The sequence below is a fragment of the Mucilaginibacter mali genome, from assembly GCF_013283875.1.
GTDB lineage: Bacteria > Bacteroidota > Bacteroidia > Sphingobacteriales > Sphingobacteriaceae > Mucilaginibacter > Mucilaginibacter mali.
Window position 1 is genome coordinate 5,539,501 of record NZ_CP054139.1, and the last position, 17,164, is coordinate 5,556,664.

General features: G+C 49.9%; 10 protein-coding genes. All 10 read left to right on the top strand.

What is annotated here, in order from left to right; genetic code table 11:
* Positions 1 to 23 precede the first annotated feature (23 nt).
* Positions 24 to 5,666 (top strand): HAMP domain-containing protein, encoded by a 5,643-nt coding sequence (locus HQ865_RS23555; protein ID WP_173417261.1) that lies wholly within the window; start codon positions 24 to 26, stop codon positions 5,664 to 5,666.
* Positions 5,667 to 5,672: 6 nt separating this feature from the next.
* Entirely contained in the window at positions 5,673 to 6,911 is a 1,239-nt protein-coding gene (locus HQ865_RS23560) for a hybrid sensor histidine kinase/response regulator (RefSeq protein WP_173417262.1), read from the top strand.
* A 73-nt stretch (positions 6,912 to 6,984) separates the two neighbouring features.
* Positions 6,985 to 7,938, top strand: coding sequence for an acetylxylan esterase (locus HQ865_RS23565; protein ID WP_173417263.1), 954 nt, complete (start codon positions 6,985 to 6,987; stop codon positions 7,936 to 7,938).
* Position 7,939: 1 nt separating this feature from the next.
* The gene (locus tag HQ865_RS23570; protein ID WP_173417264.1) at positions 7,940 to 8,620 is read left to right on the top strand and encodes a GDSL-type esterase/lipase family protein; all 681 of its coding nucleotides are present in this window, start codon (positions 7,940 to 7,942) and stop codon (positions 8,618 to 8,620) included.
* Positions 8,621 to 8,622: 2 nt separating this feature from the next.
* Complete coding sequence (locus HQ865_RS23575; RefSeq protein WP_173417265.1) at positions 8,623 to 9,375, top strand: phytanoyl-CoA dioxygenase family protein; 753 nt, start codon at positions 8,623 to 8,625, stop codon at positions 9,373 to 9,375.
* 258 nt (positions 9,376 to 9,633) lie between these two features.
* Positions 9,634 to 10,899, top strand: coding sequence for an MFS transporter (locus HQ865_RS23580; protein WP_237073561.1), 1,266 nt, complete (start codon positions 9,634 to 9,636; stop codon positions 10,897 to 10,899).
* 4 nt (positions 10,900 to 10,903) lie between these two features.
* Positions 10,904 to 11,851, top strand: a complete 948-nt coding sequence (locus HQ865_RS23585; protein WP_173417266.1) for a hypothetical protein — start codon at positions 10,904 to 10,906, stop codon at positions 11,849 to 11,851.
* A gap of 16 nt (positions 11,852 to 11,867) precedes the next feature.
* A complete protein-coding gene (locus HQ865_RS23590) occupies positions 11,868 to 12,686 on the top strand; it encodes an HpcH/HpaI aldolase family protein (protein WP_173417267.1) in 819 nt (272 codons plus the stop codon).
* A 6-nt stretch (positions 12,687 to 12,692) separates the two neighbouring features.
* A complete protein-coding gene (locus tag HQ865_RS23595; protein ID WP_173417268.1) occupies positions 12,693 to 13,646 on the top strand; it encodes an aldo/keto reductase in 954 nt (317 codons plus the stop codon).
* Between the two features lie 373 nt (positions 13,647 to 14,019).
* Entirely contained in the window at positions 14,020 to 17,157 is a 3,138-nt protein-coding gene (locus HQ865_RS23600; protein ID WP_173417269.1) for a SusC/RagA family TonB-linked outer membrane protein, read from the top strand.
* Positions 17,158 to 17,164: the final 7 nt, after the last annotated feature.

The window sequence follows — 17,164 nt, forward strand, 5'->3', positions numbered from 1 at the left end:
TTCACAATTAATCAACCTGTCCGATGAAAGACGACGTTTTGGATGAAATTTTAGATAAGAACGGAATTGTAGACGAGCATCTTACCGATACCCTCGATCTGAAGGAACTATTAAAAGTATTATCGCTGGTGAAAAACGGGCGGCTCAACGCGCGCATGCCGGTTACCCAGGCGGGCATCAACGGCCGCATATGCGAGGTGCTGAACGATATTATCGACATGAACGAGCGCTTCGTTGCCGAGATCTCCTCGGCCGAGGTAACCATCGGCAAACGCGGGCACCTGGCCAAACGCATTGAACTGCCCGATGCGCGTGGCGAATGGGCGCGTGGCGTAACATCGCTCAATAACCTGATAGAGGACCTGACCACGCCGACCCTGGAAATTGCCGGTATGATCAACTCGGTAGCCAACGGCGACCTTTCCAAACATATCCCATTAGAAATAAAAGGCCACCCGTTAAAGGGCGAGTTTTTGCGTATCGCCAAGGAATCGAACCAGATGCTGGCCAAGCTGCAACTCTTCTCTATGGAGGTAACGCGGGTAGCGCGGCAGGTGGGTTCGGAAGGTAAACTGGGCGAGCAGGCCAAGATAAAGGGTGTAGCCGGTGTATGGGCCGAACTGACTGACTCGGTAAACCAGATGGCCGGTAACCTTACCGCCCAGGTGCGTAACGTGGCGGCGGTAACAACAGCCGTGGCCAAGGGCGACCTTTCCCGGAAGATCACCGTGGAAGCCAAGGGCGAAATATTAGAGCTGAAGAACACCATCAACACCATGGTGGATCAGCTGAACTCTTTTTCATCCGAAGTAACCCGTGTGGCGCTGGAAGTAGGTACCGAAGGTAAGCTGGGCGGCCAGGCTAAAGTGCCGGGCGTTGCGGGTACCTGGAAGGATTTGACCGACTCGGTGAACCGCATGGCCGGCAACCTGACATCGCAGGTGCGTAATATTGCCGGGGTAACCACGGCGGTGGCCAACGGCGACCTTTCCAAGAAGATCACCGTGGACGTAAAGGGCGAAATGCTGGAACTAAAGAAGACCATCAATACGATGGTGGATCAGCTGAATTCCTTCGCGTCCGAAGTAACCCGTGTGGCACTGGAAGTAGGTACCGAAGGTAAACTGGGCGGGCAGGCGCGTGTGAAAGGCGTCGGCGGGGTTTGGAAAGATCTGACCGACTCGGTAAACCAGATGGGAAGCAACCTTACCGACCAGGTGCGTAATATAGCCGGTGTAACTACGGCGGTGGCCAAAGGCGACCTTTCCCGGAAGATCACCGTGGATGCCAAGGGTGAGTTATTGGAATTGAAGAATACCATCAACACCATGGTGGATCAGCTGAACTCGTTCTCATCTGAAGTGACGCGTGTGGCGCGTGAGGTAGGTTCGGAAGGGCAGTTGGGTGGCCAGGCCAACGTGCCGGGCATTGGCGGTACCTGGAAGGACTTAACCGACTCGGTAAACCAGATGGCGGGTAACTTAACCGGGCAGGTGCGTAACATTGCCGAGGTAACCACGGCCGTGGCCAAGGGCGACTTATCTAAAAAGATAACGGTTGACGTGCAGGGCGAAATGCTGGAACTGAAGGTAACAATCAATACGATGGTGGATCAGTTGAACTCTTTCGGGTCGGAAGTAACGCGTGTGGCGCGTGAGGTAGGTTCCGAAGGGCAGCTGGGTGGCCAGGCCAATGTGCCCGGTGTAGGCGGTACCTGGAAGGATTTAACCGACTCGGTAAATAAAATGGCGGACAACCTGACATCGCAGGTGCGTAACATTGCCGAGGTAACCACGGCGGTGGCCAAAGGCGACCTTTCCCGCAAGATCACCGTAAACGCCAAAGGCGAGTTATTGGAACTTAAGGATACCATTAATACCATGGTAGATCAGCTTCGCGGTTTCGCATCCGAAGTAACCCGTGTGGCGCGTGAGGTGGGTTCGGAAGGGCAATTAGGCGGCCAGGCCAATGTGCCGGGTGTGGATGGTACCTGGAAAGATTTAACCGACTCGGTAAATAAAATGGCCGGTAACCTTACCGCGCAGTTACGTAATATAGCCGATGTATCCATCGCGATAGCTAACGGCGACTTATCTAAAAAGATCACGGTTGACGTTAGGGGAGAGATCTTGCAGCTGAAGGAAACCATTAATACCATGGTAGACCAGCTGCGCGGCTTCGCGTCGGAAGTAACGCGTGTGGCCCGTGAGGTGGGTACCGACGGTAACCTGGGCGGCCAGGCCTTTGTGCCGGGCGTTGCGGGTACCTGGAAGGATTTGACCGACTCGGTAAACCAGATGTCATCAAACTTAACATCGCAGGTGCGTAACATTGCCGAGGTAACCAAGGCGGTGGCCAGCGGCGACTTATCCAAAACAGTAATTATCGACGTGAAGGGTGAGATCATGGACCTGAAGAACACCATCAATACGATGGTGGATCAGCTGAACTCCTTCGCGTCCGAAGTAACGCGTGTTGCGCGTGAGGTGGGTACCGAGGGTAAGCTGGGGGGCCAGGCGCACGTAAAAGGCGTGGGCGGTACCTGGAAGGATTTGACCGACTCGGTAAACCAAATGGCATCAAATCTTACCGGGCAGATCCGTGGTATTGCCAAAGTGGCTACCGGCATTGCCAAAGGCAACCTGAAGCAGCGCTTATCCATCAACGCATTGGGTGAGGTGGCGCAATTAACCGATACCATTAACGAGATGATAGATACCCTGGCCGTATTTGCCGATGAGGTAACCACGGTGGCGCGTGAGGTGGGTGTGCAGGGCCGCTTAGGCGGGCAGGCCAGTGTGCCGGGCGCATCCGGTACCTGGAAGGATTTAACGGAGAACGTGAACCAGCTGGCACAAAACTTAACGGTGCAGGTGCGCTCCATATCCGAAGTGGCATCGGCGGTAACCAAGGGCGACTTAACCCGTACCATCCGCGTGGAAGCCAAGGGCGAGCTGGAAGCCTTGAAGGATACCATTAACCAGATGATCGCTAACCTGAAAGGCACCACGCTGCGTAACCACGAGCAGGACTGGCTAAAATCTAACTTAGCCAAATTTGCCCAAATGCTGCAGGGCCAGCGCGACAGGAATGCGGTGGCCAACAAGGTTTTATCAGAACTGGCCGAACTGGTGAACGCCCGTTACGGCGCGTTCTATATTTTAGAACAACGCGAAGGTGCCGACGAACCAAAACTAAAACTATTCGCCGGTTATGCCCAAAAAAGCCGCAAGCTGATAGACCAGGAATTTTCGCTGAGCGAGGGCCTGGTAGGGCAGTGCGCCACCGATAAGGAACGCATCAGGCTGGCCAATGTACCAAACGAATATTTGCAGATCAATTCGGGCATAGGGCAGGCCGCGCCTATCGATTTGGTGATACTGCCCGTACTGTTCGAAAATAATGTGAAGGCAGTAATTGAGCTGGCTTCGTTCGAGAATTTTAGCGATACGCATATCGACTTCCTCGATCAGTTGACCGAAAGTATCGGTATCGTACTAAACAACATCGAAACCAATACCCGTACCGAAGAACTGCTGAGCCAGTCGCAATCGCTGGCCGGCGAGCTTTCGGCACAACAGGAGGAGTTGAGAAGGGCAAATGATGAGCTGCACGATAAAGGCCGCTCGCTGGAAGAAAAGGCCGAACAGCTGACGCTGACATCGAAATATAAATCGGAGTTTTTGGCCAATATGTCGCACGAGTTGCGTACACCGCTTAACAGCTTGCTGATACTGGCCCAGCAGCTCTTCGAAAACCCCGAGGGCAACCTGACCGAAAAGCAGCGCATGTTTGCTAAAACCATCCACTCGTGCGGGGATGACCTGATCCAGCTGATCAACGATATCCTCGACCTGTCGAAGATCGAATCGGGCGTTATCGCGGCCGATGTGATGCCGGTTAGCTTTAAGGAGATCACCGGTTTTGCCGAATCGACCTTCAGGCCGATATCCGAAGCCAAAAACCTGAAGTTTGAGATAGAGGTAGAAGAAACCCTGCCCGAAATGATGGAGACGGACATGCAGCGCCTGAACCAGATCTTGAAGAACCTGCTATCCAACGCCTTTAAGTTTACCGAAAAAGGCCGCGTGAAACTGCATATCTTCCGCCCGGGCCAGGAGAACCCGCTGGAGCACGATTCGGTTATCGCGTTCTCTATCGAAGATTCGGGCATCGGTATCTCCAAAAACACCCAGGGCATCATTTTCGAGGCTTTTCAACAGGCCGAAGGTTCTACCAGCCGTAAGTATGGTGGTACCGGTTTGGGTCTTTCCATCAGCAAGGGTTTTGCCGAATTGTTGGGCGGTACCATTACCGTGGGCAGCGAACTGGGCAAGGGCAGTACCTTTACCCTGTACCTGCCACTAAAATACCAGGAAGAAAAGGCAGCGCCGGTGAAGGTAAAAGAACCAAACCCGGTACCGCACCTGCGATCGAGCATGGCCGATTCGGTAGCGATGGTGATAGATGATGACCGCCATAACATTACCGCCGAAGATAAGGTACTGCTGGTGGTGGAAGACGACCTGCGCTTCACCAAGATACTGATAGACAAGGCGCACAATTTTGGCCTGAAGGTGGTGGTGGCCATCACCTATCTTGAAATATTTGATAACATCATTAAATACAACCCTGTTGCCATCACGCTTGATGTGAACATGCCCGAATCGAACGGGTGGAAGTTGCTGAAGCTGCTGAAAATGGATACCAGCCTGCGGCATATTCCAGTCCATGTCATATCGGGCGAAGATAATAAGATAATGGCCCTTAAATTTGGCGCGCGTTCGTTCAGTCTGAAGCCATTATCAAACGCCTCGCTTGATGACCTGATCACCGGCATTGTCAATTTCCACATGCACGCCAAAAAGCGTGTACTGGTGATAGAAGATAATGAGACCGAACTGCAAAGGCTTACCGAACTCATCACTAACGACCGTGTGGAGGTGTTCAGCGCCACCACGGCCAAAAAAGCCCTTTCGGTACTGAAGAAGGAATTGTTTGATTGCATTATCCTTGATTATGTTTTGCCCGATGCCAACGGTATTGAACTGTTGAACAAGATCAACCTGCTGAAGCACCCGCAAACTACCATCCTGCTGCACTCGGCCCGCGACTTTACGCAGGACGAGCTGATCCAGCTGAAGCGCCTTAACCATAAGATCATCACTAAAACGCCGTCATCGCACATCCAGTTACTGGAAGAAATACTGGTGCTGCTGCATATCGACCGCAGGTATATCAGCGAAAGCAAACTGAAACTGATAGACAGCATCCGCGATAATGGCGATGTGCTGGACGGTAAAAAAGTGCTGGTGGTTGACGACGACGTGCGTAACCTGTTTGCCCTGACGGCGGTTTTTGAACGCTCCAAAATAGAGGCCATCACCGCGGAAAGCGGTCGCGAGGCGCTGGAAATACTGAACAATGACAAAAGTATTGATATTGTGCTGATGGATATTATGATGCCCGAAATGGACGGTTACGAAACCATCCAGATCATCCGCAAGGAAGCAAAACATAAAAGCCTGCCGATCATCGCGGTAACCGCCAAGGCCATGATAGGCGACCGGCAGAAATGTATTGCTTCGGGCGCTTCGGATTATATTACCAAGCCGGTGAAAACCGATCAGTTGTTATCGCTGATGCGGGTTTGGCTGATCAAATAAAATAGGATGGCTGTTAAGATACTGTTGGTTGACGATAATGAGAATAACCTCCTCTCGATAGAGGTTTCGCTGGATGCGGGGAAGTACGAGTTTCACCGGGCCACTTCAGGTCGCGACGCGCTGCGTATTTTGCTGAAGGAGGAGGATTTTTCGCTGATCCTGTTAGACGTGAAGATGCCCATAATGGATGGCTACGAAACCGCCGAACTGATCTATCAGCGCGATAAGCTGAAGCATATCCCCATTATCTTCATCACCGCGCATGATTACGAAGAGGCCGCCATATTTAAAGGCTACCAGGCCGGCGCGGTCGATTTTATCCGCAAGCCATTCAATCCCGAGATACTGCGATCTAAAGTGGCTGTGTTTACCGAGCTGTACATTAAAAACCAGCAATTGCGCCAGCAGGAGGAAAAGCTGCAGGTAATTAACGCCGAACTGGTAGAACTGAACCGCGGGTTGGAGCAACGGGTATTAGAGCGCACACTTGAACTGGAGAACCTGAACCACGAATTGCAGGCGCTCAACCTTTCTAAGGACAAGTTCCTGTCGGTCATCTCGCACGATCTGCGCAACCCGCTCACCGCCTTATTGGGCTCTGCCGATAACCTGCAGCGCGACGCGGAAAAGATGCAGCCCGATCAGATCAAGATGTTTGCGGGCATTATTAACCGCACATCGCAAAAAATATTGGCCCAGCTAAACGAACTGGTAGAATGGGCCAAAAACCAGCGTGAAAAGGCGAAGTTTCAACCCGAAAAGTTGCACCTGCTGCAAAGCGTGAACGAAGCATTGGAGCTGCTGAAAGTAAACGCGGCGCAAAAAGAGATAGGCCTTGATAATAATACCGGTGAAGCTATTTACGTGCATGCCGACGCGCTGATGCTGCGCTCCATCCTGCAAAACCTGGTAACCAACGCCATTAAGTTTACCCCATTTGGCGGCAAGCCGGTGTGCATCTCAGCGCAGGTCTCAGATAACATGGTGGAAATATGCGTGCAGGATTTTGGTGTGGGCATGTCGAAGGAAAGCAGTGAAATATTGCTGGGGCCAACAACCTCGGCCTCGCTGCTGGGTACCAACCAGGAAAAAGGCACCGGTTTAGGCCTGATGCTGGTTAAGGATTTTGTGGTACAGCACGGCGGCCGCATAGCCATAGAAAGCGAACCGGGAAAGGGTACCTGCTTTAAGTTTACCATGCCAACGGCGGATTGGCTCACTTCGCATAAAATAGTATCAGCATAGCATATAAACGTAGAGGGACGGGGTTATTGATAACCATAAATTTGATTTGGATATCAATTAACCTAAAAAGCGCATGAGGAAAACCGCTTTTGCTGCCATCGCGTTTATCGCCATCTTTTGCCTGTGCGAAAGTACAATAGCCGCGCCTGCTGATTCTTTATCCAAACGCATTTCCGAATTTTGGGCCAGCACCAAACAACAACTGGCCACCGTACCCATGGATGCGGTAGTAACACCCAGCCCGGAATCATTGCCCTATCATGCTTATAAAGTAACCTTGCGCGGGCTTAACGGCGTGCAGTTTTACGCCATGCTTTCCATCCCCGTTCAGGGCGAAGCGCCTGCCAAAGCATGGCCGGTTATTATAACTACCTGCGGCTATGGCATTGGCGCCGGACAGGGCATTATGCTGGGCGATTGCCTGCGTGGCTATGCTGTTTTGCAGGTATACCCGCGGGGACAGGGTATCTCTTCCGAATTTTTTAAGATAGAGGGTGATAAGCTTACATCGCACGGTGAGCAACCCGACGGTTTTTATTACCAGGGCGCCTACGCCGATATGATGCGCGCCATTGATTTTGTAATGACCCGTGCCGATCTGGATCATAACCGTGTGGTAATGATGTCTACCAGTCAGGGCGCGGGCACCTGTTTGGCCATAGCCTCGCTGGATGACCGGGTAAAGGCCGTGGTGGCGCATGTGCCGTTTTTGTGCAATATGCGGCTGGCCGCCACCATGCCATCATTAGTTAAAACCGTGCTGGATAAACATAAGGATAAGGCAGATACCTACCTGAAAACGCTTGATTACTTTGACCCCTATTATCTGGTTGAAAACCTGCATTGCCCCGTGCTGATGAGCGCCGGTGGCAAGGATACCACTTGTCCGCTGGTTACCGTGCAATCGGTTTACGACAAGCTGAAAACTAAAAAGCAACTGAAGGTATACCCCGGGTTGGCGCATACCACCTGTCTCGATTTTTATAAGATCAGCTGGCCATGGCTTGAAAAGCAATTGAAAAAATAATATGAAGATATTAAAGATGATCCTTTTAACAGCCTGCGTTGGTTTGGCCCCGTTGTTAGCCGATGCGCAAAACAATGCACCGTTTGATAGCACCTACCGCCCGCCTATTTACGCCGGCAAGGTGGGGCAATTTAAAAGCTTCCCCAAATCAACCAGTGATATCATTTTCCTGGGCAACAGCATCATGACCTATACCGACTGGAACGAATTGCTGGGACTTAAAACCGCCAAAAACCGCGGCATCCCCGGCGACATTACCTTTGGGCTTTTAGACCGTTTGCAGGATGTGATAGACGGCCACCCCGCCAAAATATTTATCCTGATCGGTATTAACGATATCACCCGCAACGCGCCCGAAGATCTGGTGGTAAATAACTATCGCCGCATGATTACCCGTATCAGGGCCGGCTCACCATCTACCAAAATATATTTCCACACGTTGCTGCCGGTTAACGATACTTATACACCACTCATCGGTAAAACGCAGCATATTGTAAATGTAAATGCCAAACTGAAGGAATTAACGGCTGCCGAAAAGGTAACCCTGATAGACCTGTACCCCAACTTTTTAGGTAACGATGGCAAACTGGACCCGAAGCTAACCTTCGACGGCCTGCACCTTAACGAACTGGGGTATTTTAAATGGGCCGGGATATTAAAAAAAGGTAATTATCTGAAATAGCTATGAAAAGTAAAGAGACCATTAAAACCGAATTTGCCGAAGACGGTTATGTGTTCATCCCCGGCTTTTTAAGTGCGGATGAAGTGGCGGCCATCAGCCAAAATTTTAACCGGGTGATTGATGAAGTAGTGCCCAACATGCCCGATAACCGTGTTTTTTATGAAGATAAAAGCAACCCCGCAACCCTAAAGCAGGTGATGGATATCCACGCGCATGATGCCTTTTTTCAGCAGGTGTTAACTGATAGCAAGTTTAAGGAACTGGCCGAATTTTTATTAGAAGATAAGGTGATCGGTAAAAACCTGGAGTATTTTAACAAGCCACCGATGATCGGCAAGCCTACGCCGGCCCACCAGGACGGTTATTATTTTATGTTAGACCCATCGGTAGCCGTAACCATGTGGATGGCCCTTGAACCTGCCGACGAAGAGAACGGCTGCGTGAAATATGTAAAAGGCTCGCACCTGAAGGGCATGCGCCCGCATGGCCGCACCAAAACCTTAGGCTTTTCGCAGGGGATAGTTGATTTTGGCACTGATGATGACCTGCAAAACGAAGTCGCATTTCCCGCAAAACCGGGCGATCTGCTGGTGCACCATTCGCTTACCATACACCGCGCCGGTGGCAATACCACGGCTGATAGAAACCGTAAGGCTTTAGGGCTGATCTATTTTGGCGAATCTGCGCGGGAGGATGTGGAAGCTAAGAAAGCTTACCAGCAGAAGTTACAGGAAGAGCGGGCCGCGGAGGTATAAATATCTACAATAATCTGCCTGACGTCCGCATTATTTCCATGCCCCTCTGGGGCATAGAATTACCAACTTGACTGACTAATGCATTGTAACCTATCCAATAAATTGATACAAATTAACGGGCTCATGGCGCCATGTAACGCCTAAATAGGCTATTTTTAATGTGCCGATTGAAAATAGTATCACTATTGTAAAATAAAGTAGTATCAATTAATGCGGGCAAAAGATACATTTGAAATAACAATTATCCCTTAAAACCCAATGGACGCATCCTTAACTAACGTAAGCACACCGCGAAACCCTGCAATGCCCTTTAGGGCCTGGCTGGTGGTGGGTTTACTTTGCGTGGTAGGCTGCCTCAACTACCTGGACCGTATCATGATCACCACAATGCGTGAATCCATTGTACAGTCGATACCCATGACCGACGCGCAATTTGGTTTGCTCACCTCGGTCTTCTTATGGGTGTATGGGATTTTAAGTCCGGTGGCCGGCTTCCTTGCGGATCGGTTTAGCCGCAGCCGGGTAATTGTGACGAGTTTGTTTATCTGGTCGGGAGTAACATTGTTAACCGCCAGTGCTACCAGTTTCCAGGGATTGCTGGTTAGTCGCGCCCTGATGGGGGTGAGCGAGGCCTGCTACCTGCCCGCCGCATTGGCCCTAATTGCCGATTACCATAAAGGCAGCACCCGTTCGCTGGCCATCGGCATACATTTGGCGGGGGTGATGATCGGTCAAAGTCTTGGCTTTCTGGGCGGATGGATCGCTGAAGATTACCATTGGAATACAGCCTTCGCCGCTTTTGGTGGTGTGGGCATTGTTTATTCAATTGTGCTGTTCTTCTTCCTGCGGGATGCGGGGAACCCGACAGATACAACTTCGGTTGAAGAACCCGCCGGCAAACCGAAATTCACCGAGGCGATAAAAGACCTGTTCAGCAAGCCCACATTCATTATGCTGCTGATATTTTGGGGATGCCTGGGCATTGTAGGATGGATGATATTGGGCTGGCTGCCTACTTATTATAAGGAGCATTTTAATTTATCGCAAACTAAGGCCGGCCTGTTCGCAACCGGTTATATGTACCCGCTCAGTATGGCAGGCGTGATCTTCGGCGGCTTTATTGCCGACAGATGGAGTAAAAGGAATAATAAGGCCCGCATCCTGGTGCCTATTATTGGCCTGTGCATAGCGGCGCCTGCTGTGTTTATGGCCAGCAATACCGATGTGGTGTATATCGCTTTGGCCGGTTTTATTACCTATGCGTTCACCCGGGTGTTTACCGATACCAACCTGATGCCCGTGCTGTGCATGGTGGCCGATAAGCGTTACATCGCCACTGGTTATGGTGTGCTTAATATGTTTGCCTGCATTGTGGGCGGTTTGGGTATTTACGCCAGTGGCGCCCTGCGCGACGCGCATGTAAACATGGCGCTGCTTTTCCGTATCGCATCGTTCAGCATGATCGTTTGCGCCCTGATCTTATTTATGGTGAAGAAGAATTTAGAGAACGCTCAAAAAAAATAACCACATGCTGTTGTACCTGCTAACCTTTATTTTCACCATGACTAATCCGCCAGCAACACAAACTACTGCCGCGCAAAATAAAAAAGCTTTAGATGAGCTGAACCTGACATTAACCCATCGCCAGAAATTTATCAAGGTACATGCGGCCGAATACCTGATCTGGACAGGGCACCCGCAAGCGCCCCTGAAAGCCTTTTTGCAGGAGGATGCCCAATATCATACCGAGCCTAAATACCGCATTGTAATATGGCGGGTACTGGCCCAGGCAGAAAGCAACGCGGCTCAGAAAAAGAAATGGCTGAATAATATCTACGCCGCTTACAAGGATATGAACGGCCCCGACCGTACCCATGCTACCGAAACACTGGCCAAATTGCAACAGCCGGTTACTAAACTGTTCCCGCAGGAAACGGCGAAAACACTGGTGGCTGATGACCGTAACCTGGCCACTTATGCCTTATGGGCCAATTCGTATGGATCTAAAACAAGGATGGATGCCAACCGCGAAAAGCTGTTGAATATGGCTTTAACTGATACAAATATCATCATCCGGCGCATCAGCGCTTATGTGTTGCGCAAGGAACAAGGGCTAACTTTAAAACAATGGAAGCGTTTGGATGAGGCCGCGCTGGCCATGAAAAAGACAGACGAGCTATACGTAACCTTTTTAGCCACAGCGCTGGTAACGGCTCCGGCAGGTGTAAGCAAGGAAAAGCTTGACCAGGTAGACGCGCTGATCACTACCGATATCAGCCATTACAGCGTGGGCGTACGTACCGAACTGGCCCAGGCGCTGGCGGAGCGGGGAACGAGAAAGCATTTAGATTTGTTAATAGGCATGCTGGCCGATAAGGACAGCGCGGGGATATACGACCCGGCATCGGACGAGGGCGCTGATCTGCGTGCTGCCGCGGCTTTTGCCATATTGAAAATTAATAGCAGGAAGAACTAAAATATACCCATATAGCATGAAAATGAGAGAAAGCCGCGTACTGGCAAAACTAAAGGCCGGCGGTGCCGCAAGCTGTTTAAAAGTAAATTTAGGCGATGGTCAGGCCGCCGAAATAGCAGCCATCTGCGGCTTCGATTGCCTTTGGATAGATCAGGAACATTTGGCGCAGGATTGGTCGGTGCTGAACTCGCAGATATGGGCGGCTAAATCGCGCAATGTGGATGTGATGGTGCGCGTACCGCGCGGCAGTTATAGCGGTTATGTAAAACCGCTGGAGATGGACGCGGCCGGGATCCTGGTGCCACATATCATGAATTTGGAGGAGGCTAAGCAGGTGGTGCAGATGACCAAATTCCATCCCATCGGTCGCCGGGCTATAGATGGCGGCAGTGCCGATGGCGCCTTCACCAATATGGATTTTCAGGATTATCTGAAGGATTCGAACGAGCAAAAATTTGTAGTACTGCAAATAGAAGACCCCGAAGTGCTGCCCGATATTGAAGCTATTGCCGCGCTTGATGGCGTGGATATGTTGTTCTTCGGCCCCGGTGATTTTAGCCAGGGTATTGGCGCCCCCGGCGAATGGAACCACCCGCGATTAATTGAGGCCCGCAAACTGGTGGCCGAGGTGGCCAATAAATACGGTAAATATGCCGCCACATCCGGCGGTATCGATAGCCTGGATAGCTTCCTTGAAATGGGTTATAAGTTTGTAAACGTAGGTGCCGATGTGGTAGGACTAAGCGCTTACTGCAATAACCTGGTCGATAGGTTTGGTAAATCGGTAGCGCAAAGGGTAGCCAGTTCAGCCATCAACCCAGGTAAGCCTTATTAATAGAGCATGAAGAAGCGGGCATTAGGCAATACGGGGATACAGGTGTCGGAAGTGGCTTTTGGCGGTGTAGAGATTGGCATGCCTTATGGTATCGGTGTCAACGGGAAAGAAGATATGCTGTCGACAGAAGAAGCCATCGACCTGCTGCACGAAGCTGCCGACAAAGGCATCAATTTTTTCGATACCGCCCGCCTGTACGGCGAAAGTGAGGCCATTATGGGCCAGGCCTTTTACGACAGGCGAGATAAAATAGTGCTGGCCACCAAATGCAAACATTTTAAAAATGCCGATGGCAGCCTGCCCGGTTATCAAACGCTAAAGGATATTATAGAATCATCGTTGCATGAAAGCCTCGGCTTCCTGAAAACCGACTATGTGGATGTTTTCATGCTGCACCAGGCCGATCTGGCGATACTGGATAATGATGACGTGCGGAAAGTTTTCGCCGGATTAAAGCGATCAGGAAAGATCAGGGTGACGGGAGCATCCACCTATACGGCTACAGAAACCGCGCGCGCCATTGATAAGGGTTGGGATGTGATACAACTGGCCTTTAACCTGATGGACCAGCAACAGGCGGCCAATTTTAAACATGCGCAGGAACAAGGCACTGGTATTGTTGTACGGTCGGTATTGTTAAAAGGCTTGCTGAGCGATAAGGGCCGCAATCTGCATCCGGCTTTAAGTAATGTGGAACGGCATATCAATGAGTACAGGGAATTATTAAGCGATGATATTGCCGGGATATCAACCCTGGCCACAAAATTCGCCTTATCATTTAATGAGGTTTCATCTGTTTTGGTAGGTATAGACCGCTCTGAATATTTGGACGCGGCCATCAGATCGGTTAGCGGCAGGTTGTTGAATGAGGCCGAACTTTCAAAAGCTAAACAACTGGTTTATCCCGATCCGGCATTTCTTGACCTGCCCGGCTGGGACAGGCAGGGCTGGTTAAAATAATACACATACGTTAGTTTATTTGGTTTAATAAATTGGTTTGACGGGTCCGGGAGTTTTTCCGGGCCCGTTTTTGTTTAGGTATTGGGATTTAACCAGGAATCTCCGTGGTTAAAAACGAACTACAACCAGATTATCCATCGATAAATAAAATAATATCAGGCCTTTAGCCCACTGGTCGAAAGATAGTATCATAAATCAAATTAATAGTAGTAGAAAGCCCTTTACGCAACAATTAAATTTGGGTGAAACTAATAATAAATAATACACTGATTTCGTGCTGGTAAAAAAATAACACCCTGTTGCAGGGCTGGAATTGCTTTGCCCTGAAATTTATGATATACCAATACTATTTCACAAATAAAATAAAGATCATATGCTCCAATTTTACAAGTATAAGAGAGGCCTGCTATCGTCGATAATTTTACTTTTCACGCTTACTGCTTTTTCGCAATCCCTCATCAGGGGTACAGTTAAAGACCCTAATGGGAACACCCTGCCGGGTGTAAGTGTAAAGGTAAAAGAAGCCCCGCAGGTAGGCGCCATTACCGATGCCAACGGCGCGTTCTCTATCCGCTCGGCGGCAACTTACAAAACTTTAGTGTTTAGTTTTATCGGCTACAAAACGCAGGAGGTATCCATTAATGGCCGTGATATTATCCCGGTTACGATGGAGGAAAACCAAACCGGGCTAAACGAGGTGATCATCACCGGTTATACCGGTACTGCCCGTAAAGACCTTACCGGTTCCATTTCCACCGTAAACATGAACGATCTGCAAAAAGCCCCGGTACAATCATTTGCCGATGCATTGGCCGGCCGTGTTACAGGCGTGCAGGTAATATCGCCCGATGGCAAGCCTGGTTCGTCCCCTACTATTATCGTACGTGGTTTAGGCTCGCTCACGCAGGATAGTTCGCCTTTATATGTGATTGACGGTGTGCCTATCGAAAGCCCTGATAATAATATGATAGATCCGGCCAATATCGAAAGCATATCCATACTTAAAGATGCTTCGGCTACGGCCATATACGGCTCGCGCGGGGGTAATGGCGTAGTAGTTATTACCACCAAACGAGGACAAAAAGGGCCGTCGAGGATTGATTATAACGGCTACTATGGTATCAACCAGCCCTACAAATATTATAAATTGTTAAGCCCTTACGAGTTTGTACGCCTGGCGCAAGACCAATTTCCAACGGCCAACCCATATTTATCCAACGGCCGCACACTGGAGGATTATCGTAATGTTAAAGGCACCGACTGGCAGGATATGTTGCTGCGGACAGGCAAGTCGCAAAACCATTCTATCATGATCTCGGGCGGTAACGATAATGCCAACTACGCGTTTTCGGGTAACTACATTAATCAAACCGGTATCATTATCGCGTCTGATTACACCCGGTACCAGGGTAAGTTCTCTTTAGATCAAAAGATCGGCACCAAGGCTAAGGTTGGCGGCTCGATGTCGTACAGCCGGTATATGACCACAGGTGGCGACCCGTCGCCGGGTTTAACATCGTCGCTATTTTTCAGCGCTTTTACCTATCGCCCAATACCGGGGCCGGCCTTTGATGATGCACCGCTGGAAGACCTGCTGTACGACCCCGACAACAGCTACCCGACAGATGCCCGCATGAACCCGATCATATCCTATACCAACGAGTTAAGGAATAAAATTAATAAAAACCTGTTTGGTAATATGTATGCAGATTATTACATATTAAAAAATCTGAAGCTGCACATCCAGGGGTCCATCAACTCAACCGATCAGCGTACCGAGGCATTTAATAATACCAAAACCAGGGGTGGCGGCCAATACAGCACCATCGGGGTTAACGGATCGGTTTTAAATGGCACTATAGATGTTTACAGCAATACCAACTTGCTGCAGTACGACGCGGTGTTTGGCCGGAACCATCACCTGAATGTGTTACTGGGTTCAGACCTGCAGCGCACCAACTATAAATCGTACGGGATGAGTTCGAACTTTATTCCCGACGAGCGTTTGGGCCTGAGCGGTTTGGATGTGGGGATCATCCAACAGAGCGGCGCGGTTGCCAAAATATCGTACAATACCCTTACCTCAGGCTTCAGCAGCGTATCTTATAACTATGCCGGTAAATACTATGTAAGCGGTACCTTCCGTGCAGACGGCAGCTCTAAGTTCCAGAATAACCGTTGGGGCTACTTCCCGTCGGCCGCCGTGAAATGGAAGATCAGCGAGGAGGAATTTTTCAAAAAGCAATCCATCATTTCCGATGCTAATATCCGTGCCAGCTACGGTGCGGCAGGTAACAACCGTGTAGGCGATTTTGATTATGTGGCCAACCTTAATTTCACCAGCCAGTTGTACCTGAACGGCGGCCTGGTTGGCTTTAACGGGGTAACCGGCACACTGCCTAACCCCGATTTGAAATGGGAGACCGATACCAAGCAAAACATCGCTATCGACCTGGGCTTTTTGAAAGATCGCTTTAATTTAACGGTAGAGTATTATAACGATAAGGTAAAGGACCTGCTTTACCGCACACCATTGGCGCCAAACACAGGCTATACGTCAGCAGTGAGGAATATCGCCGCCTTAAGTAACCGGGGGATAGAAATATCGCTGGGTGGAGATGTGGTGCGGGCCCAAAACTTTACCTACAATACCAATTTTAATATCTCATTTAATAAGAACAGGCTCGACGCGCTGTCGACCCCTACCGAAGAAGGCTTGACCACTACCGTAAACTGGGATGCCAACTTTGCCGCAGTACCAGCCTTTATAGCCAAGGTTGGCGGCCCGCTGGGGCAGATCTACGGTTACATATCTGATGGCCTTTACCAGTTAAGCGATTTTGATAAAACACCAAACGGTAACTATTTATTAAAAGCCAGCTTGCCGCTTAACGGCCCTACCCAAAGCCGCACATCAATGGTGCCGGGTATGGAGAAATACCGGGACATTAATAACGACGGTATTATTAACGATAACGATAAAACGGTTATTGGAAATGGCTACCCCATACATACCGGCGGCTGGAGCAATAACCTGCGCTACAAAAATTTCGACCTGAACCTGTTCTTCCAGTGGTCGTACGGTAACGATATCATCAATGCCAATCGTATTTGGTTCACCGGGGGGTCGGTTACCTTCCGCAGCAATTTAGGTCCGCAAAATGCTTTTGCCGATTACGCTAACCGCTGGTCGTTCAGCAATCAAAATACCGATATCGCCAGGATAGGCCAAAACAGCGCGGTGTATTCAACCCGGTATGTAGAGGATGGATCGTACATCAGGCTAAAGACCTTTAACCTGGGCTATACCTTCCCCGCTAAGATGTTATCGCGGGCTAAAATTCAAAAGCTGCGGGTTTATGTGGCTGCCAATAACCTGATCACCCTAACCGGTTATAAAGGTTACGATCCTGAGGTATCTACCTACGCTACGGCCTTAAGCCCTGCTTTAGATTACTCAAGCTATCCGCGGCCAATTACCATAACCGCCGGCCTTAACCTATCGCTATAATTTAAAC